This is a genomic window from Arthrobacter tecti (genome assembly GCF_054511355.1).
This window is the reverse complement of sequence record NZ_JBTNCT010000001.1, coordinates 485,772-504,210: the sequence shown is the minus strand read 5'-3', so window position 1 is coordinate 504,210 and position 18,439 is coordinate 485,772. Positions and strand designations below refer to the sequence as shown.

General features: G+C 63.8%; 17 protein-coding genes and 1 tRNA gene. 10 read left to right on the top strand and 8 right to left on the bottom strand.

Annotated elements, in window-relative coordinates; genetic code table 11:
- Positions 1–45: 45 nt before the first annotated feature.
- From ACX80C_RS02280 to ACX80C_RS02260, 5 genes are all read right to left on the bottom strand, one after another.
- Positions 46–1,185: a bifunctional 2-methylcitrate synthase/citrate synthase gene (locus ACX80C_RS02280; RefSeq protein WP_167992311.1), complete on the bottom strand. Its 1,140-nt coding sequence runs from the start codon at positions 1,183–1,185 to the stop codon at positions 46–48.
- Between the two features lie 48 nt (positions 1,186–1,233).
- Positions 1,234–2,139, bottom strand: coding sequence for a methylisocitrate lyase (gene prpB, locus ACX80C_RS02275; protein WP_459324592.1), 906 nt, complete (start codon positions 2,137–2,139; stop codon positions 1,234–1,236).
- A complete protein-coding gene (locus tag ACX80C_RS02270; RefSeq protein WP_459324591.1) occupies positions 2,140–3,657 on the bottom strand; it encodes an MmgE/PrpD family protein in 1,518 nt (505 codons plus the stop codon).
- Complete coding sequence (locus ACX80C_RS02265; RefSeq protein WP_459324590.1) at positions 3,650–4,348, bottom strand: GntR family transcriptional regulator; 699 nt, start codon at positions 4,346–4,348, stop codon at positions 3,650–3,652. The genes ACX80C_RS02270 and ACX80C_RS02265 overlap by 8 nt, the downstream gene beginning before the upstream one ends.
- A 158-nt stretch (positions 4,349–4,506) precedes the next feature.
- Positions 4,507–4,944: a VOC family protein gene (locus tag ACX80C_RS02260; protein ID WP_459324589.1), complete on the bottom strand. Its 438-nt coding sequence runs from the start codon at positions 4,942–4,944 to the stop codon at positions 4,507–4,509.
- Positions 4,945–5,079: 135 nt separating this feature from the next.
- Between ACX80C_RS02260 and ACX80C_RS02255 the strand changes: the two genes are divergently transcribed.
- Positions 5,080–6,075: a sigma-70 family RNA polymerase sigma factor gene (locus ACX80C_RS02255; protein WP_459324588.1), complete on the top strand. Its 996-nt coding sequence runs from the start codon at positions 5,080–5,082 to the stop codon at positions 6,073–6,075.
- On the opposite strand, the gene ACX80C_RS02250 is transcribed toward ACX80C_RS02255, so the two are convergent.
- The gene (locus ACX80C_RS02250; RefSeq protein ID WP_459324587.1) at positions 6,072–6,818 is read right to left on the bottom strand and encodes a response regulator; all 747 of its coding nucleotides are present in this window, start codon (positions 6,816–6,818) and stop codon (positions 6,072–6,074) included. The two genes, ACX80C_RS02255 and ACX80C_RS02250, sit on opposite strands and share 4 nt — an antisense overlap.
- Positions 6,811–8,424 (bottom strand): sensor histidine kinase, encoded by a 1,614-nt coding sequence (locus ACX80C_RS02245; protein WP_459324586.1) that lies wholly within the window; start codon positions 8,422–8,424, stop codon positions 6,811–6,813. The genes ACX80C_RS02250 and ACX80C_RS02245 overlap by 8 nt, the downstream gene beginning before the upstream one ends.
- A gap of 145 nt (positions 8,425–8,569) precedes the next feature.
- Between ACX80C_RS02245 and ACX80C_RS02240 the strand changes: the two genes are divergently transcribed.
- The 9 genes from ACX80C_RS02240 (at position 8,570) to ACX80C_RS02200 (ending at position 17,259) form a co-directional block, all read left to right on the top strand.
- Positions 8,570–10,000 carry a cation:dicarboxylate symporter family transporter gene (locus ACX80C_RS02240; protein WP_459324585.1) on the top strand — a complete coding sequence of 477 codons (1,431 nt, stop codon included), beginning with the start codon at positions 8,570–8,572 and terminating at the stop codon, positions 9,998–10,000.
- Positions 10,001–10,232: 232 nt separating this feature from the next.
- Entirely contained in the window at positions 10,233–11,120 is an 888-nt protein-coding gene (locus tag ACX80C_RS02235; protein ID WP_459324584.1) for a ParA family protein, read from the top strand.
- Positions 11,121–11,137: 17 nt separating this feature from the next.
- Positions 11,138–12,052, top strand: coding sequence for a segregation and condensation protein A (locus tag ACX80C_RS02230; protein ID WP_459324583.1), 915 nt, complete (start codon positions 11,138–11,140; stop codon positions 12,050–12,052).
- On the top strand, positions 12,045–12,686 hold the full coding sequence (gene scpB, locus ACX80C_RS02225) for an SMC-Scp complex subunit ScpB (protein WP_459324582.1): 642 nt from the start codon (positions 12,045–12,047) through the stop codon (positions 12,684–12,686). Before ACX80C_RS02230 ends, scpB begins: the two co-directional genes overlap by 8 nt.
- A 19-nt stretch (positions 12,687–12,705) precedes the next feature.
- The gene (locus ACX80C_RS02220) at positions 12,706–13,734 is read left to right on the top strand and encodes a pseudouridine synthase (protein ID WP_459324581.1); all 1,029 of its coding nucleotides are present in this window, start codon (positions 12,706–12,708) and stop codon (positions 13,732–13,734) included.
- Positions 13,735–13,737: 3 nt separating this feature from the next.
- Positions 13,738–14,853 carry a prephenate dehydrogenase gene (locus ACX80C_RS02215; RefSeq protein WP_459324580.1) on the top strand — a complete coding sequence of 372 codons (1,116 nt, stop codon included), beginning with the start codon at positions 13,738–13,740 and terminating at the stop codon, positions 14,851–14,853.
- Positions 14,850–15,548, top strand: coding sequence for a (d)CMP kinase (cmk, locus tag ACX80C_RS02210; RefSeq protein ID WP_459324579.1), 699 nt, complete (start codon positions 14,850–14,852; stop codon positions 15,546–15,548). The genes ACX80C_RS02215 and cmk overlap by 4 nt, the downstream gene beginning before the upstream one ends.
- 18 nt (positions 15,549–15,566) lie before the next feature.
- On the top strand, positions 15,567–17,099 hold the full coding sequence (gene der / locus ACX80C_RS02205) for a ribosome biogenesis GTPase Der (RefSeq protein WP_459324578.1): 1,533 nt from the start codon (positions 15,567–15,569) through the stop codon (positions 17,097–17,099).
- A gap of 86 nt (positions 17,100–17,185) precedes the next feature.
- A tRNA-Pro gene (locus ACX80C_RS02200) sits at positions 17,186–17,259 on the top strand.
- Between the two features lie 80 nt (positions 17,260–17,339).
- Here the strand turns inward: ACX80C_RS02200 and ACX80C_RS02195 are convergent.
- Entirely contained in the window at positions 17,340–18,398 is a 1,059-nt protein-coding gene (locus ACX80C_RS02195; RefSeq protein ID WP_459324577.1) for an ion channel, read from the bottom strand.
- Positions 18,399–18,439 lie beyond the last annotated feature (41 nt).

The following is an 18,439-nucleotide window of genomic DNA, read 5'->3' as shown; positions in this document are numbered from 1 at the left end:
CGCCGAAGGGATTGGACCGTTCATTGAGGACAGGTTCGGTCCTGGTTATGAGAGGTGGCGCTCGTCCTGTCCTTCATAGGCGCTCAACGGACGAATCAATGAGTTCGAAGCCCGCTGTTCCATGATGTGGGCGGTCCACCCGGTGATCCTGGCGGCGATGAAGAGCGGAGTGAACATTTCGGTATCGAATCCCATGAGGTGGTAGGTGGGACCGGCGGGATAGTCAAGGTTCGGCTTGATGCCTTTGGCCTCCTGCATCGCTGTCTCGAGGCCCTCGTAGAGTCCGAGAATCTCCGGGCGGCCATAGTGCTTGATCATGTCGTCCAGTGCAGCCTTCATGGTCGGCACCCTGGAGTCACCGCTCTTGTACACGCGGTGGCCGAAGCCCATGACCTTCTTCTTCTGCGCCAGCGCATCGTCCATCCAGGCCTTGGCACGTGCAGCGGCTTCCTGGGTGGACTCGTCCTCGCGGATGCCGATCTCCTCGAACGTATGCATCACGGCCTCGTTCGCCCCACCGTGCAGGGGCCCTTTCAAGGCCCCGATCGCTCCGGTGACGGCCGAGTGCAGGTCCGCAAGTGTGGAGGTGATGACCCTTGCCGTGAAGGTGGAGGCATTGAATGAGTGCTCGGCATACAGAATCATGGACGTGTTGAACGCGTCCACGACCTCCGGAGCAGCCTCCTCGCCAAACGTCATCCAGAGGAAATTCGCGGCGTAGCCCAAATCCTCACGCGGGCCCACCGCGTCGAGGCCGCGCCGGCGGCGCTGGTCATAGGCGACGACGGCGGGGAACGCGGCAAACAGCTCAGTCGCCTTCTCCAATTCCGCCTCGGGGGAGGAGTCCTCCGCCTTGGGGTGGTTGGCGCCCAGCACGGACACGGCGGTTCGGCCGACGTCCATCGGATGGCAGGTCAGGGGCAGCAGGTCAATGGCCGCTTTGACGTTGTCTGCAAGCGCGCGGTGGGAGCGTTCAAACGTCCGGAAGCTTTTCGCTTCCGTCTCAGTGGGCAATTCACCGTGCCACAGAAGCCAGGCGACGTTCTCGAAGCTGACTTCGGCGGCCAGCTCCTGCACCGGATAACCCCGGTAGAGAAGGGAGTTCGACTCCGGATTGACCTTGGACACCGACGTGGTGTCCACGGTGACGCCCGCGAGGCCCTTGTGGATTTGGGTTTCTGTCATGCCTGGGTCTCCTTGGTCTGTGCAGATGAGGTATGGGAGGTGCGTGGGTCAGTGCCCGCCAGGCACCTTGAAGTTGAACACCGAGGCATCGAACCGGTTGTACGCCTCGTAATCGACCAGCTCATAGAGCCGGGCGCGGGTCTGCATCGAGCCGACCGCGGCCTTTTGGGTGCCGTCGGCCTTGATCGTCTCCAGCGTACGCTCCGCCGCCCCCATCGCACTACGCAGGAGGGTAACGGGGTAAATCACCATGTTCACCCCGGCCGACTCCAGCTCAGTCAGGGTGAACAGCTCGCTCTTGCCGAACTCGGTCATGTTCGCCAGGATCGGCACGTCGACGGCGCTGCGGATGGCCTCGAATTCTGACAGGTCGCGCATGGCTTCGGGGAAAATGGCGTCTGCTCCCGCATCAACCAGAGCCTTGGCACGGTCCTGGGCGGCCGCGAGCGTATCCGTACCGCGGATGTCCGTTCTAGCCATGATCAGGAAGTTGGCGTCCCGCCGTGCATCCGCAGCGGCACGTATGCGCTTTGCGGCGGTATCGACATCGACCACGTTCTTCCCATCGAGGTGCCCGCAACGCTTCGGGTTGAACTGATCTTCGATGTGGCAGCCGGCGAGACCGGCGTTCTCAAGCTCCTGCACGGACCGCGCTACGTTCATGGGCTCGCCGAAGCCTGTGTCAGCGTCGACGAGGGCGGGTAGATCGGTCATGCGGGCGATCTGCCCGGCCCGGGTTGCCACCTCTGTGAGAGTGGTCAACCCAATATCGGGCAGGCCGAGATCGTTGGCGAGCACCGCACCGGAGATGTAGACGCCATCGAAGCCCTTGTCTTCGATCAGGCGCGCCGATAGCGGGTTGAACGCACCGGGGAACTGCTGGATCCGGCCGCTGCGAAGTCCGGCCTGCAGGACCTCCCGCTTCTGCCCGGGCGTGACCGAGGAATACAGCATCTAGAACAGCCCCTTCGGTGCCTCGGCCGTCAGGACTCCGGCGGCCGCCGTCAGGTTCAGCTGGTCGAGCTCGCCGGGCGCGAGGTGTGGGAGGCGCTGCACTACGTCGAGGAAGCGCTCCACCTCGGAATCGTCGACGACTCCGGCGGCGAGCGTCCTCAGCTTGGCAATGTACTGTTCGCGGGCGAACGGGCGGGCTCCCAGCGGGTGTGCGTCGGCGACCGCGATCTCGTCCGTGACCACAGTGCCGTCGGTCAGCGTGATTTCCACGCGACCCCCGAACGCCTTCTCGCTGATGTCGAGTGAGTGGTAGCGCCGGGTCCATTCGGCGTCCTCCACGGTGGTGACCTTCCGCCACAACTCGACGGTGTCAGGCCGGCCTGCGCGAACAGGTGTGTAGGAGTCCACGTGATGCCATGCCCCGTCCTGGAGTGCGACGGTGAAGATGTAGGGGATCGAGTGGTCGAGCGTTTCCCGGGATGCAGTCGGATCATACTTCTGCGGGTCGTTGGCACCGGATCCGATCACGTAATGGGTGTGGTGTGAGGTGTGGATCCGGATGCTGCTGACCTTTTCCGGATCCGTGACCTCCGGATGGGAGCCGTGGAGGCGCCGGGCAAGGTCGATCCAGGCTTGTGCCTGGTACTCCGCGGAATGTTCCTTGGTGTAGGTGTCCAGGATGGCGCGCTTCGCTTCGCCGGCCGCAGGCAGCGGCACTTCGTACTGGGCGTCCGGACCGTCCAGCATCCAGGCGATGACTCCGTCCTCACCCTCGTAGATCGGGGTGGGGGAGGTCTGGCCGCGCATCGCCCGGTCTACGGCTTCAATGGCCATCTTGCCGGCGAAGGCGGGGGCGTGCGCCTTCCACGTGGAAATCTCGCCCTTGCGCGACTGCCGGGTTGCCGTCGTCGTATGCAGGGCCTGGCCAACCGCCTGGAAAATGGTTTCGACGTCGAGACCAAGCAGCGTACCAATGCCGGCTGCCGCGGACGGGCCCAGGTGGGCGACGTGGTCGATCTTATGCTTGTGCAGGCAGATTGCCTTGACGAGGTCCACCTGGATCTCGTAGCCGGTGGCGATGCCGCGCAGCAGGTCTGCACCCGAGGCCCCGGTGTGCTGGGCCACCGCGAGGATGGCGGGGATATTGTCGCCGGGGTGTGAATAATCGGCGGCGAGGAAAGTGTCGTGGTAGTCCAGTTCCCGGACCGCCACTCCGTTGGCCCAGGCGGCCCACTCAGGACTTGACTTCTCATCGATCCCGAAGACGGCGGCGCCGCGTCCGTTGGCCGAAACCGCATGGCTTCCCGCCTGTGCGCGGGCGGCGATGATCGGCGCACGGTTCAGTGAGGCAACTGCCACGGAAGCATTGTCGATGATCCTGTTAATCACCATGTCGGTGACATCTACGTCGACGCCAACGGGGTCGGCCGCTACCTCAGCGATCTTCCAGGCGAGCTGGCCGGTACGGGGCAGGTTCTCGTCGCTGCGGTGGACACGGACTTGGTGGTGCTCAACCATAGGCGGTTTCCTCTCGGGTTGTGGATCCAGGGTCGATCCGGGCAGCCAGCAGGTACTGGAGGCTGTTATGGAGATGTACTTTGGTGGATGCTGAGGCGAGATCGGCGTTGCCCTGGGCGATCGAGCGGGCGATCTGCGCATGTTCGGTCGCTGAGGCGAGCAGGCGGGCGGCGTCGTCCCTGGCGAGCCGGCGCACACGTGACAGGTGCGTGCGAAGTTGCTTCTGAGCCTGCACCAGGTAGGGATTCGCGGCCGCTGTGTCAATGGCCGTATCGAGTTCAGCAACCAGCTTGTAGTACTCGTGTTGTTCGCTGGAGGAGCTCCCGATCAGCGCCGGAGCCGACTCAAACTTGGTCGTCAGTGTGTTGAAAACATCCTGATCCCCTCGCTTTGCGGCGAGAACTGCAGCCGTGCAGTCAAGTGAGATTCGAACGGCGAACAGTTCCGAAATCTTCTCCAAAGAAACGTCACTTACAACGACGCCGCGGCCCCGGTGAGCGGCCGTCAAGCCTTCCGCGGTCAACCGCGAGAGGGCTTCACGCAGCGGGGTTCGGGATACGCCGAGCCTTGCGGACTGCTCGAGTTCCCCGAGGACGGTGCCGGGACTCAGACGCCACTCGATGATGTCCGACCGAAGGGTTTCGTAGGCGCGATCACTCGCTCGCGCTGACCCTGCTCTGGACTCCTGCACACCCCCAATGTATACAGAACAGGCTCATAAGGGCAATGGCGCCGCTGCTTCGAGGGGACGCGCGCGGCTTGCTGTATACATTCACGATGCCATCATGCAACCACGACGACGACGGCACACAGGTGAGTGCCGCCGTCGTCGTTGGTGCCTGCCTGTGATCAGGCGTCCTGCGGGTACTTCTCCTGCACAGCCGCCCAGTCCCCGGTCTGCGCGATCGGATCCATCCAGAGGATCTCCCAGGAGTGGCCGTCCGGGTCCGCGAAGGTGCGGGAGCGCATGAAGCCGTAGTCCTGAGGCTTGCCCTCGGTGCCGCCGGCCGCCAGTGCCTTTTCGACGAGCTCGTCGATCTCTTCGGGGGAGTCGACGTTGATTGCATTCAGCACCGCCGACGTCGTCGTGGTGTCGGCGATCTCCTTGTCGGTGAACTGCCGGTAGTGGTCGTGGGTCAGGATCATGATGTAGATGTTCTCGCTCACCACGATGGATCCTGCATTGTCGTCGCTGAACGCCGGGTTCAGCGTCCAACCGAAGCTGGTGTAGAAGTCCTTCGACTTCTGCAGGTCCTTCACGGGGAGGTTGATGAATACGCTGGTCACTGTGCTCTCCTTCTAACGGGTTTCCGGCGGCGTGGATGCTCGCTTACCCAGTAGACGGCGCCTCTCGCGAAAAATCATCGGTTCAGTCACAAAATTCCTGCGAACTTTCCATGAAGTGCCACTACGCTCGGATTCATGCACTCCACGATGGACCCGGAGCGGGTGGAAAAGCCGGTCGCGTCGGTCGAGCAGGACCTTGAAACCTACCGGCGGGAACTGACCGGTTACTGCTACCGCATGCTGGGCTCCGGATCGGAAGCGGAAGACGCGGTCCAGGAGACCATGATCAAGGCGTGGAACGGCTGGGACTCATTCGGCGGACGCTCCTCCACACGGACGTGGCTCTACAGGATCGCCCACAACGTATGCATCGACATGTTGCGCAGCCCGCAGCGGCGCGCGCGCCCGATGGAGCTCGGGCCGTCAACACCCACGTCCGAAGCCGTGCTGGGCGCACCGTTGCCGGAGAGTGTCTTCGTGCAGCCGATCGCGGACGGGTTGGTCATCGATCTGACGGCCGATCCGGCCGACGTCGCGCTCGCAAAGGAATCCATCCGGCTCGCTTTCGTGGCGGCGCTGCAGCACCTGCCGCCCCTGCAACGCTCGGTCCTTATCCTGTGCGAGGTGCTGGCGTGGAAAGCCAGTGAGGCCGCAGCCCTCCTGGAACAGACGGTGGCGGCCGTAAACAGCGCGCTGCAGCGCGCACGGAAGACGCTGGCAGCCCGGCGCGGGCCGTCGTTGATGTCCACTATGGACAGTCGGCACACGGTTCTGCTCGAACAGTACGTCGAGGCCTTCGAGACCTACGACATTGACCGACTGGTGTCGCTACTACGTGATGACGCCGTCCTGTCCATGCCTCCGTTCAACCTGTGGCTCAGCGGGCCGGAGAACTGCGCGGCCTGGTTCCTGGGCAAGGGAATCGTCTGCAAGGACAGCAGGCTGCTGTCTGTGATGGTGAACGGCACCGCGGGATTCGGCGCCTACCACTTCGTTGAGCCCGGCCTGTGGGAGCCCTTCGCCATCCAGGTCATCGAAACGCGCGAGGGCAAAATAGTCGGCCACCACAACTTCCTCTACCCGGAGCTGTTTCCGGCGTTCGGACTGCCGGCGAAGGTGGACGAGCGCTAGCGGCTCCAGGTGTATTCAAGCTCAGGCCGGCCCCGGGTTCCATACCGCGGCATGCGCCGTGCGGACCCGCTGTCGGCCAGGTACTCAAGATACCGGCGCGCCGTTACGCGGGACAGCTCCAATGAGGACGCCACCTCCACGGCTGACACCGGTTCTTTCGCTGAGGAGAGGAAGGACACGACGGCGCGCAGCGTCTCGTCGGAAAGCCCCTTCGGAAGGCTACCCTGCGAGGGCGGCCGCAGTGCCGCAAGGGCGTTGTCGACTTCCGACTGGGTGGTCGACGACGCCTGCGCGTGGAGACTGTCCCGGAACTGCCGGTAGTTGCCCAGTTTCTCGCTGAACGCCGAGTAGGTGAACGGCTTGATCAGGTACTGCACAATGCCTGAGGAGATTGCCGACCGGACCACGGCAAGGTCCCGCACCGCGGTGATCGCAATGACGTCGACGGCACTGCCTGAGCCCCGGATCCGGCGAATGATGTCCAGCCCGTGCAAGTCGGGCAGGTTCATGTCGAGCAGCACCAAATCAATACCACCGACGACGCCGGCACCCGGCTCCCGGCCCCGGCGCAGCATGGCCAGCGCCTCCGAACCGGTACCTGCCGTGCCGGCAAGCTCGAAGCCGGTGAGGCGCTGGACGTACAGCGCATGGGCCTCGGCGGCGATTGGATCGTCTTCGACGACGAGCACCCGGATGGGGAGTTCCTCTGCGTTCTCAACCATGGGCGTCAGCTTCTCAACCATGGGCGTCAGCCTTCCGTCCGTTCGATCCTGCGGTGGGCAGGCTCACCGTGAAGCGGGCGCCGTCGTCGTTGGCTATCCGGACGGTGCCGCCCAGCCTGTTTACCGCCTGCCGGACCAGCGCGAGCCCCAGCCCGCGAGCGCCCGCAGCGCCCTTGGAACTGAAGCCAAGGGTGAAGATCTCTTCCTGCTCGGCATCGGTCAGGCCCGCCCCGCTGTCGGCTACCTCAATGATGATCATGTCGGGTTTATCCGCCGCGGCCCGGATGGACAGCGTGACTGCGCGGTTCTGCGAGGAGGCTGCGGCGTCGAACGCGTTGTCCAGCAGGTTCCCGATGATGGTGACCAGGTCCCTGGGATCCATGCCCTGGGTTTCCAGCCTCCCGGCAACGTCAATGGTCAGGCGCAGGCCGCGCTCGTTCGCCTGGGCGGCTTTGCCGACGAGCAGGGCGGTAATGAACGGCTCATCGATCGCAGCCACCACCTCATCGGTGAGCTGCTGAGACTGCTCCAGGTCCTTCGTCGCGAACTCGAGGGCTTCCGCGCGGCGGTCCAACTCGATCAGGGAGACGATTGTGTGTAGCCGGTTCGCATGCTCGTGCGTCTGGGCGCGCAGGGCGCCGGTCAAGGTGCGCATGGTCTGGACCTCATCGGACAGCGCCTCAAGTTCGGTGTGATCACGGATGGTGGTCACCGTACCCAGCGGTTTGGCACCGGTGTCCGGGATTGCGGGCTCCTGGTTGACCACCAGCACGCGGTCGTCCGTGACGTGGAACTCCCCGCTCGCACGGCGCCCGCTCGTGAGCAGGTCACTGATGGACGGCGGCAGCCCGACGCCGGCGGCGTGCCTCGGGTGGCCGGGAACGGCAGGCGGGAGATTGAGCAGGGACGCTGCCTGATCGTTGTACAGCACCAGTTCACCCCGCGGGTTTGTCAGAACCAGCCCGTCCCGGACGGAGTGGAGCACAGAGTCGTAGAACACGAACATGCGCGAAAGCTGTTCCGTCCCGAGGCCTAGCGTTGCCCGGCGCAGGTGACGGCTGAGCAGCAGTGACACGATCGTGCCCGCCGTCAACGCGCCAAGGGCAATGAGCCAGACCAGGGGAAGCTGCGCATTACGGGCAATGGACACGGTATCCACGGTCACGCCGGCCGAGACGAGGGCCGTGACGTCGTCGTCGTTCGTTAGGACGGGAACGATGGCCCGGACCGACGGGCCCAAAGTCCCCGTGAAGACTTCCACATGCGAGTCGCCGGCGAGCGCCTGATCGACCGAGCCGATGTACTCCCCGCCGATCTCACTTTCGTTGCGGTGCGTGTAGCGGGTGCGGTCGGTATCCATGATCGTTACGAAGTCCACGCCCAGTTCATCCATGACCTGGGTCGCGTAGGGCTGTAGCAGTGCGCTCGGATTGGTGCTCTGCACGGCGTTCAGGACGAACGGATCATTGGCGAAGGTCGTCGCTACATCGAGCATCCGCTGCGAGGCCGCGTCGAACGTGTTCTCCTCGGCATCGAGGTAGAGGACCCAGGAGATTGTCGAGGTCAACGCCAGAACGAAGACGAGCTGCCCCACGAAGAATTGACGGGCAAGACTCCACCTCTTCATCCTCACGCTCCTTTCATCCGTCGACGCCTCGGCTTATCGGCCCCGGCGAACAGTATGAACGCAATGGTGACCCACATCACTGTAACGCCGCACGATAGGTAGCGACCCGGCCAAAGGGCCGCCTACCAGCATAAGGAGTTGCACAATGGCGAAGACGCCAGCACAGGCTGCCTCAGCAGCAGCCAAACCCCGCAAGAGAGTGGACAAGACCCACACGCTCTACATTGCGGTCATCGCGGCCGTCATTCTTGGCGCCATCGTGGGCCTCGTGGCACCCGAGGTTGCCGTCTCACTGAAGCCGATCGGCACGGCCTTCATCGGCCTGATCAAAATGATGATCGCGCCGATCATCTTCTGCACCATCGTGCTCGGCATCGGCTCGATCGCCAAGGCGGCGACCGTCGGTAAAGTCGGCGGCCTCGCACTTGGCTACTTCATGCTCATGTCGACCTTCGCGCTCGGCATTGGCCTCGTGGTGGGCAACATCGTCCAGCCGGGCGCAGGCCTGGATATCTCCGGAGCAACCTATGACGACTCCCAGCTTGCCGAGTCCGAGGGCACCGTTGACTTCCTGCTCGGCATCATCCCTGACACGCTGCTGAGCTCGCTGACCGGAACCAGCATCCTGCAGACTCTCTTCGTCGCGCTGCTGGTCGGTTTCGCGCTTCAGAAGATGGGACCTGCAGGCAGGCCGGTTCTCCGCGGTATCGGGCACATCCAGGCCCTGGTCTTCCGGATCCTCATCATGGTCATGTGGCTGGCGCCCATCGGAGCGTTCGGTGCGATTGCCGCCGTCGTCGGGGAAACCGGGGTCCAGGCGATCGTGAGCATGTTCACTCTGATGGCCGCGTTCTACGTCACATGCATCATCTTCATTGTTGTGATCCTGGGCGGGCTGCTGAAGCTCGTCACCGGCGTCAACATCTTCAAGCTGATGAAGTACCTCGGTAGAGAGTACCTGCTGATCTTCTCAACCTCGTCTTCCGAGGCAGCGCTGCCCCGCCTGATTGCAAAGATGGAGCATCTGGGTGTCTCCAAGCCGGTTGTCGGCGTCACGGTTCCCACCGGATACTCCTTCAACCTGGACGGCACCGCGATCTACCTGACGATGGCCTCACTATTCGTTGCATCAGCCCTCGGCACACCGCTTGCCCTCGGCGAGCAGATCTCGCTGCTGATCTTCATGATTATTGCTTCGAAGGGCGCAGCCGGCGTCACCGGTGCAGGCCTGGCCACGCTGGCAGGCGGACTGCAGTCGCACCGGCCGGACCTGGTGGACGGTGTGGGACTGATTGTTGGCATTGACCGCTTCATGTCCGAAGCACGCGCACTGACCAACTTCACCGGCAACGCCGTCGCCACCCTTCTGATCGGTACCTGGACCAAGGAGATTGAGCGTGGCCAGGTGGACGAGGTGCTCGCAGGACGCCTCCCGTTCGACGAGTCGACCATGAGCGCCGGACACTTCGAGGACGCCCATGCGGACACCGCTGAAGACGGCGCCGAGACGAAGACCGACGTCGCCGAAGCGCACCTCGAAGGGCGCGAGGGAGAGCGCGTAGGCGCAACCCGTTAGAAGGCACGCATCGACTCTCCAATAGGTGACCGTTACAGCAGTCAAACAGTCACCTATTGGGGAGTCGATTGCTTTAATCCGCGGAAGCTTGAACCTCAACTTGAGACTCAAGGCTCGCGCACCGTGACTCCGGTATTTCCACGGCTCAGTGTGGCAGCGGTTGTAACGTGGTGAAGCAAGCGAGCAGTAACTTGTTACTGGACAAGCACTAGACGGAAGCGTGGATAGATACGTGAGTAGCGAACAGGGTTCCACAACTCTGAAGGACGCAACCGACTCAGAGATTGGCCCCACCGGACGTCCGATCACCGAATTTCCCGAGCCGCCGGTCCTGGCCTCGCACGGACCCGCGCGCGTTATAGCGATGGTGAACCAGAAGGGTGGCGTTGGCAAGACCACCTCCACCATCAACCTCGGAGCTGCGCTCGCCGAAGCCGGCCGCCGCGTCCTCCTGGTCGATTTCGATCCGCAAGGCGCGCTCTCCGCAGGGCTCGGCACCAACCCGCATGAGCTGGACGTCACCGTCTACAACGTCCTCATGGACCGCAAAGTCAATATCGAGGATGCTATCCAGCGAACCGGCGTCGAGAATATCGATTTGCTGCCGGCCAACATCGATCTCTCCGCAGCCGAAGTGCAGCTGGTCAACGAGGTAGCCCGCGAGCAGGTCCTGGACCGTGCACTGCGCAAGGTCGAGGACAACTACGACGTCATCCTGATCGATTGCCAGCCGTCCCTCGGCCTGCTGACCGTCAACGCACTCACTGCGGCGCACGGCGTCATCATCCCGCTGATCTGCGAGTTCTTCGCGCTCCGTGCCGTAGCCCTTCTGGTCGAGACGATCGAAAAGGTCCAGGACCGCCTCAACCCGCGCCTCCATGTGGATGGCGTGCTGGCCACGATGTATGACGCGCGGACCCTTCACAGCCGCGAGGTCATCGCCCGCCTGGTTGAGGCGTTCGGCGACAAGGTGTTCCAGACGGTCATCAAGCGCACCATCAAGTTTGCTGACGCCACGGTCGCCGCGGAACCGATCACCTCCTATGCGGGCAACCATGCGGGGGCTGACGCATACCGGAACCTTGCGCGTGAACTCATCTCGCGCGGCGGCGCTCCCTAGCGGGGCCACCCCTGCCAATGGTGCAGGAAGCCAACGACGACGGCGCCTCCTCCCTCACGCCCGAGGCCGCCGGAACCGTCCGCTTCGAAGTCCGGCTCGATAACTTCAGTGGGCCCTTCGACCTGCTGCTGAGCCTGATCTCGAAGCATGAACTGGATATCACCGAGATTGCCCTCGCCAGGGTCACGGACGAATTCATCGGGTATATTCGTGCGCTCAGTGCGGCCGGGGATGATTTTTCACTTGATGAAGCGAGCGAGTTCCTCGTCATCGCCGCCACCCTGCTGGACCTGAAGGCCGCGCGGCTGCTGCCATCCGGTGAAGTAGAGGACGAAGAGGACATCGCGCTCCTTGAGGCCCGCGACCTGCTGTTTGCCAGGCTCCTGCAGTACAAGGCCTTCAAGGAAATCGCGCGCTTCCTGGGGGAGCGGCTCGTCGAGGAAAGCAAGCGTTTCCCCCGCGATGTGGCACTGGAACCCGAGTATGCGGCAATGATGCCGGAACTCTCATGGCGAATGTCTCCGCCGGACTTTGCTGCGCTCGCTGCCAAGGCGCTTGAACCGCGTGAGCCTGCCCCTACGGAAGTGGGCATCGGGCACCTGCACGCTCCGGCGGTGAGCGTACGTGAGCAGGCGGACATCCTCGGGCACCGGCTGCAGGAGCATGGAACGCTGTCATTTCGTCAGCTCACTGCAGACGCGGACTCCCTGCTGGTGGTGGTAGCGCGCTTTCTGGCACTCCTGGAGATGTTCCGCGATACGGTCATCACGCTGGATCAGGCAGCGCCGCTGGGGGAGCTGACCGTGCGCTGGTCCGCCGGCGAGCGGGAATGGGACGCGTTGAGCATCAGCGAGGAGTACGACGTGGATGTGCCTACGCAGGACAAGTTGCCGGTTGCTGCGAATCTAGAGAAAGGAGAAGCACGTGAGTGAGCAGACGGAGGAAGCAGTCCTGGGCGCCGGTGCTGTGGATGTCGGCTCCCTGCCCGGCGGGGTCCCGGCAGCGGTGGAAGCGGTCCTCCTCGTCGTCGAGGAGCCGGTGACCGAAATCCAGCTGGCCGCGGCTCTGGAGGTGCCGGTCGCTGAGGTCCGGGAGGCCCTCGAAGCGCTGCGGGCGGAGTATGACGGCTATACTAATCAAGGTCCAGATACCGGATCACCACGACGCCGGGGTATTGAGCTTCGAAATGTCGCAGGCGGATGGCGGTTTTTCACGCGCGGCGACTTCGCCGCCGTCGTCGGACGCTTTGTCCTGGAAGGCCAGAGTGCGCGTCTTTCGCAGGCAGCCCTCGAGACCCTCGCGGTGATTGCATACCGGCAGCCGGTATCGCGTTCGCGGGTGTCGGCTATCCGTGGAGTGAACGTGGACGGCGTGGTGCGGACACTCGTTCAGCGGGGGCTGATCGTTGATGTCGCCAATGATCCGGAGACCGGCGCCGTGCTCTACGGGACCACGCCGCTTTTTCTGGAAAGATTGGGTATCGGCACCGTGGCTGATCTGCCGAAGCTTTCACCGCATTTGCCCGGTCTTGAGAACCTGCAGGACTTCGACGAGACCACATACTAACCACAGCTAAGGATTTTCAATGACACAGGCGCCCCGCTCCGGATCCGGAAGGAACCGCGCCGGCCGTAACAGTGCCCAGGACCCATCGGGGAAGACCGGGCAAAACCGGGATGACGCGAAGACCGGGCGTGCCGGCAAGGGAACGGCCAGTGGGAAAGGCGCGCCGAAGGCTGCGGGCAAGGGGCAGAAGGGCACGGCTGGAACCGGTCAGAAGGGCTCGGCTCCGTTCGCGAAGGAACGGTTCGGCCGCAGTCTTGGCCCCGTGCACCGTCCCCGCCGGCCCAAGGCGCCTCCCGTTGACCGGCTGGATGTCCACGATCCGGATGGTGTCCGCCTTCAAAAGGTCATGGCCTCCGCCGGCGTCGCATCCCGCCGCGTATGCGAGGACATGATCCGCGAGGGCCGCGTTGAGGTGGACGGAAGCATTGTCACTGACCTCGGCGTGCGCGTGGACCCTGAGAAAGCGGCTATCCATGTGGACGGCATTCGTCTCCAGCTCAACGAGACCATGGTCTACTACGCATTCAACAAGCCCAAGGGCGTTGTTTCCACGATGGAAGACCCCGACGGCCGCCCGTGCATCACTGATTTCCTGAAGAACCGCAAGGGCGAGCGCCTCTTCCATGTCGGCCGTCTCGACGTCGCAACCGAGGGCCTGCTGCTGCTGACCAACGACGGCGAACTGACCAACCGCCTCACCCACCCTTCCTTCGAGGTGCCGAAGACCTACCTCGTGCAGGTCCGCGGTCCCATGGCACACGGACTCGGCGCCCAGATGAAGGAAGGCATCGAGCTTGAGGACGGCATTGCGAAGGTTGACTCCTTCCGGCTTGTGGACTCAACCCCGGGCCACGTGCTGGTGGAGGTAGTGCTGCACTCCGGCCGCAACCGCGTAGTCCGCAGGTTATTCGACGCCATCGGGCACCCCGTGGAGCGGCTTGTCCGCACCCAGTTCGGCCCCATCCGGGTCGGCGATCAGCGTCAGGGCAGCATCCGCGTACTTGGCCGTCAGGAAGTTGGGCACCTCCTGGCCGCTGTGGAGCTGTAGGCGATGACCGTAGTCAATAACGGCGGCACCCATCTGTCCGGGCCGGTGCTGGTCATCGGGACGGGTCTGTTGGGCACAAGTATCGGACTGGGTCTGCGCCGTCGGGGTATCGACGTCGTACTCTCCGACATTTCGCCGTCCACCCAGGCCGTTGCACAGGACATCGGCGCCGGGCGCACGATCGCAGAGGCCGGGCTTGGTTTTGCCCCTGAACTGGTTGTCGTTGCCGCACCTCCGGATGTGACCGGCACGCTGGTCCTGGACGCCCTCGCAACCTACCCGGCCGCCGTCGTCGTCGATATTGCCAGCGTCAAGGACGCTGTGCTTGCCGAAGTGCGCAAGGAGTCCGACGACGACGCCCTCTCGCGTTATGTGGGCACGCACCCGATGGCAGGGCGGGAGAAGTCCGGGCCGGTGGCTGCGCGGGCTGAGCTGTTTACCTCCATGCCGTGGGTGATTTGCGCGGCCGCAGAAAGTGCGCCTCAGTCCGTCCGTATCGCCGAGGCGCTGGCGATTGACCTCGGGGCGGTCGTAGCGCGAATGTCGGCCGAGGAGCACGATCAGTCGGTGGCGGTGATCTCGCATCTGCCGCAGGTGCTCTCTTCGCTGCTCGCCAGCAGGTTGCAGGACACGCCGGCTCACGCGCTGTCGCTGGCCGGTAACGGGCTGCGCGACGTGACGCGGATCGCGGCGAGCGATCCCCGGCTGTGGGTGCAGATCCTGTCCGCCAACGCCGGGCGCCTGGTGGAGATTCTGTACGGTGTCCGTGAGGATCTGAACCGGCTGATCGGCACGCTGGAGAATCCGCTGGGCGAAGGCGCGCGGCTGGATATGGCGCAACTGATGTCCGAGGGCAATATCGGTCAGGCGCGGATTCCCGGGAAGCACGGCACCCCGCCTGAGGCATTCGCGAAGCTCACCGTTCTGGTGGATGACGTGCCCGGCCAGATCGCGCGGTTGCTGACTGAAATCGGGGACACCGGCATCAACCTTGAGGACCTTCGGCTTGAGCACTCGCCCGGACGGCAGGTAGGGATGGCAGAGGTTTCGGTGCTGCCCGGCAAGCGCCATGAGCTCACCGATTTCCTGACGAGCCGTGGATGGAAGGTGGTCCAGTGACTGGAACTCTTGAGTATTTTCGACTGGGCAAATCGCTGGTCGTGGCCATCGACGGGCCTTCGGGCTCCGGCAAGTCCAGTGTCAGCCGGGAGACCGCCCGCCGCTTGCATGCTGCGTACCTCGATACCGGTGCGATGTACCGCGCGGTCACTCTGCACTGCCTGGAGAAGGGCATCGATTTCGCCGACGCCGGCACTGTGGAGCGGGCAGCCCGCGAACTTGACCTTGTGATCAGCACCCGGCCGGACACCGAATCGGTGCTGGTCAGCGGCATCGATGTCACGGACGCGATCCGCGAGCCACACGTATCCGGGGCGGTAAGCGCCGTCGCAACCACCCTCGGTGCGCGCAGCGAGTTGATCCGCAGGCAGCGCCAGATCATCGCCGACTCGCACCACCGGATTGTCGTGGAGGGCCGGGACATCACCACAGTCGTCGCGCCCGAAGCAGAGGTCCGGATCCTGCTGACGGCGTCCGAAGAAGCGCGGCTGCGACGCCGCGGGGTCCAGTTGGGCGGAACACAGACTGCCGCGCAGTTGAAGCAGCAGGTACTGGTGCGCGATGCGAAGGACTCATCAGTGGTGAACTTTCAGCAGGCAGCCGATGGTGTGGTAACCGTTGACTCATCGGACCTGGATTTTGAGCAGACAGTGACGGCGGTGCTGGAGGTTGTCAGCACCGTTGCACACCAATAAGGACGAAGGATCGCGATCATGAGCGAGAACCAGACCGGGCTTGACGAAGAGTACGAGCCGACAGGCGACGACTCCGTTGCCGAGCACACCCACGCCCTGGATGAGGCGGAGGCCGAGCGCCGCGCCGAGTCGCTGCGCGCCGGGCTGGCCGAGTACGAGCTCGACGACGAAGATGCGGCCCTCCTCGCGCAGGAGTTGGGAGATTACGACGACGAAGCCTCCGTGCGGCTCGATCCCGTGCTCGCAATCGTCGGCCGTCCGAATGTTGGCAAGTCTACCCTCGTGAACCGTATCCTCGGCCGCCGCGAAGCAGTTGTGGAGGACACCCCGGGCGTCACACGCGACCGGGTCATGTACTCGGCGACGTGGAACGGCTCCAACTTCACGCTGGTGGATACGGGTGGTTGGGAACACGACGCCCGCGGAATCCACGCCCGCGTGGCCGATCAGGCGGAGGCCGCCGTCGACCTCGCCGATGCCGTGTTATTGGTGGTCGATGCGACCGTGGGCGCCACGGCGACTGACGAAGCCGTAGTCCGGATGCTGCGCCGCAAGAAAAAGCCTGTCATCCTCGTGGCCAACAAGGTCGATGACATTCAGAACGAGGCCGACGCTGCGGCCCTCTGGTCCCTCGGTTTTGGGGAGCCGATGCCGGTTTCGGCACTGCATGGCCGTGGAACGGCAGACATGCTGGACAAGGCAGTCGAGGTGATGCCGGAGTTCTCCGAGCACGGGGGGCTGGAGCGGTCCGGCGGTCCGCGCCGCGTGGCGTTAATCGGACGTCCGAATGTCGGCAAGTCTTCCCTGCTGAACAAGCTGGCCGGTACCGAACGCGTTGTTGTGGACCCGCTTGCCGGCACCACGCGTGACCCGGTGGACGAGATGATCGAGCTCGGCGCCCGGGTATGGCGCTTCGTTGACACGGCGGGCATCCGGCGCCGCGTTCACATGCAGCAGGGTGCTGACTTCTACGCTTCGCTGCGTACGCAATCGGCCCTCGAGAAGGCCGAGGTGGCCGTGGTGCTGCTGGCGGTCGATGAGGTGCTGAGCGAGCAGGACGTCCGCATCCTGAATCTGGCCATCGAATCCGGCAGGGCGTTGGTTCTCGCTTTCAATAAGTGGGACCTGCTCGACGACGAACGCCGCCGGTACCTGGAACGCGAGATCGAGCAGGACCTGGCGCACGTCGAGTGGGCTCCGCGGGTGAACATCTCCGCAAAGACCGGGTGGCACAGGGACCGTCTGGTGCCGGCGCTGGACCGGGCGCTTGAGTCCTGGGACAAGCGCATCCCCACCGGCAAGCTGAACGCCTTCCTCGGGGAACTGGTGGCGGCCTACCCTCACCCGGTACGTGGCGGTAAGCAGCCCCGGATCCTGTTCGGGACGCAGGCGTCTTCGCGACCACCGCGCTTTGTGCTGTTCACCACGGGGTTCCTGGATCCCGGGTACCGACGGTTCATCACGCGCCGGCTCCGTGAAACGTTCGGTTTCGAGGGGACGCCGATTGAGGTTTCGATGCGGGTCCGCGAGAAGCGTGGGCGCAAGAAGTAGCTTTTTTGGAGGGTCCCGGTTCGTGCCTCATGGTACGGATAGGATAGGATTCTTCAGGTGGTTCGGACGGAAATGTCCGGGCCGATCGGGATGTGGCGCAGCTTGGTAGCGCACTTGACTGGGGGTCAAGGGGTCGCAGGTTCAAATCCTGTCATCCCGACAGATGAAAGCCGCTCAGCACCGGGAAATAGTCCGGATGCGAGCGGCTTTTCTGTGTCGGTTACCCGAATCCGGGTGTGCTCACGCTGTAATCGCTTGTTCGATTTCCTTCGACGAGAGACGGCGCTCTCCCACGTAGTACAGCACGGAATCCGCCGGAAGCTGAGTGTCCCAGCCGGGGTTGATGACCGATCCTTCGTGCTGAACGGCCAGCACCGTGGTGGTGAAAGTCCGTCCCAAGGCTGCCTGGACCTCTCCGAAACGAATACTCGAAGGCGTTCCAGGTAAAGGCGTGCTGTAGGTGTTGCGTCCGCCGTGGCTCATGAGGTCTGCGTAGACAATAGCGATGCCCGGGTCCTGCAACTCTTCAGTCGCCAAACGGGGCGAGTGCCACTGGACGCAGCGGACGTCGTCGTCGACGTAGGAGAAGTTGCGGGCACGGCTCATATCGCGGAGGGTCACGACGGTGTGCGCGTCTGGGTTCACGTGGGTCACCGCGACGGTGAGCGCCAATGCTTCATTGTCGTCCCGGGCATCGATGAGTATCCGTGCGGCGCGGTGCACACCTGCGCGTCGCAACACGCTTTCCTCTGACAGGTCACCGCGGACGAATCCGAGATCCGGCTGTTCGGGCATCGGATTCTGCTGCACGTCTTCCCACACGCACAGCGCAACCGGGTGCGTTTCATCGGCAGTTATCTCGCGGACCAGGCGTTCGGTACGTCCGGCGGTATAACCGACGATCACCAAGTGGTCCGAGAGGTTCAGATCCAACTGACCCTTCATGCGTTGTCCCTTCGCATTGTCGATCGCCGAAGCGATCCTGGTGAAGAGGGTCGTCAGTGTGACGATGCCTCCGATGATGACGTAGACGCCGACAAGGTGCCCACCGACGGTGGTGGGAAAGAAGTCGCCGTACCCGACAGTCGACGCCGTGACCATGAACCACCACCAATAGTTCTCGACAGCCGTGATGGTGTTGGAGGAGGGCTCTGCCCAGATCATCAATGGCCAACTCGTGAGGAAGACTGTGACGATGATGAGCGCGGGCAATCCCCAGGTGTGGGCGCGACCAAGTCGGCGGATCAGGCGGGACAGTACAAACGGCACCGTGGATAGTCCTTCCTTGTGGTCGGGCACACCGTTTGACCCTACGCTGAATCCCGCGGCCGGGTCACCTG

What these genes read in the sequence shown, in the direction of transcription:
- ACX80C_RS02220 (WP_459324581.1), top strand. Translation starts at nt 12,706, where the DNA reads ATGACACAGGCGCCCCGCTCCGGATCCGGAAGGAACCGCGCCGGCCGT.
- prpB (WP_459324592.1), bottom strand. Translation starts at nt 2,139, where the DNA reads ATGCTGTATTCCTCGGTCACGCCCGGGCAGAAGCGGGAGGTCCTGCAG.
- ACX80C_RS02270 (WP_459324591.1), bottom strand. Translation starts at nt 3,657, where the DNA reads ATGGTTGAGCACCACCAAGTCCGTGTCCACCGCAGCGACGAGAACCTG.
- ACX80C_RS02255 (WP_459324588.1), top strand. Translation starts at nt 5,080, where the DNA reads ATGCACTCCACGATGGACCCGGAGCGGGTGGAAAAGCCGGTCGCGTCG.
- ACX80C_RS02240 (WP_459324585.1), top strand. Translation starts at nt 8,570, where the DNA reads ATGGCGAAGACGCCAGCACAGGCTGCCTCAGCAGCAGCCAAACCCCGC.
- der (WP_459324578.1), top strand. Translation starts at nt 15,567, where the DNA reads ATGAGCGAGAACCAGACCGGGCTTGACGAAGAGTACGAGCCGACAGGC.
- ACX80C_RS02230 (WP_459324583.1), top strand. Translation starts at nt 11,138, where the DNA reads ATGGTGCAGGAAGCCAACGACGACGGCGCCTCCTCCCTCACGCCCGAG.
- ACX80C_RS02245 (WP_459324586.1), bottom strand. Translation starts at nt 8,424, where the DNA reads ATGAAGAGGTGGAGTCTTGCCCGTCAATTCTTCGTGGGGCAGCTCGTC.
- ACX80C_RS02280 (WP_167992311.1), bottom strand. Translation starts at nt 1,185, where the DNA reads ATGACAGAAACCCAAATCCACAAGGGCCTCGCGGGCGTCACCGTGGAC.
- ACX80C_RS02215 (WP_459324580.1), top strand. Translation starts at nt 13,738, where the DNA reads ATGACCGTAGTCAATAACGGCGGCACCCATCTGTCCGGGCCGGTGCTG.
- ACX80C_RS02250 (WP_459324587.1), bottom strand. Translation starts at nt 6,818, where the DNA reads ATGGTTGAGAAGCTGACGCCCATGGTTGAGAACGCAGAGGAACTCCCC.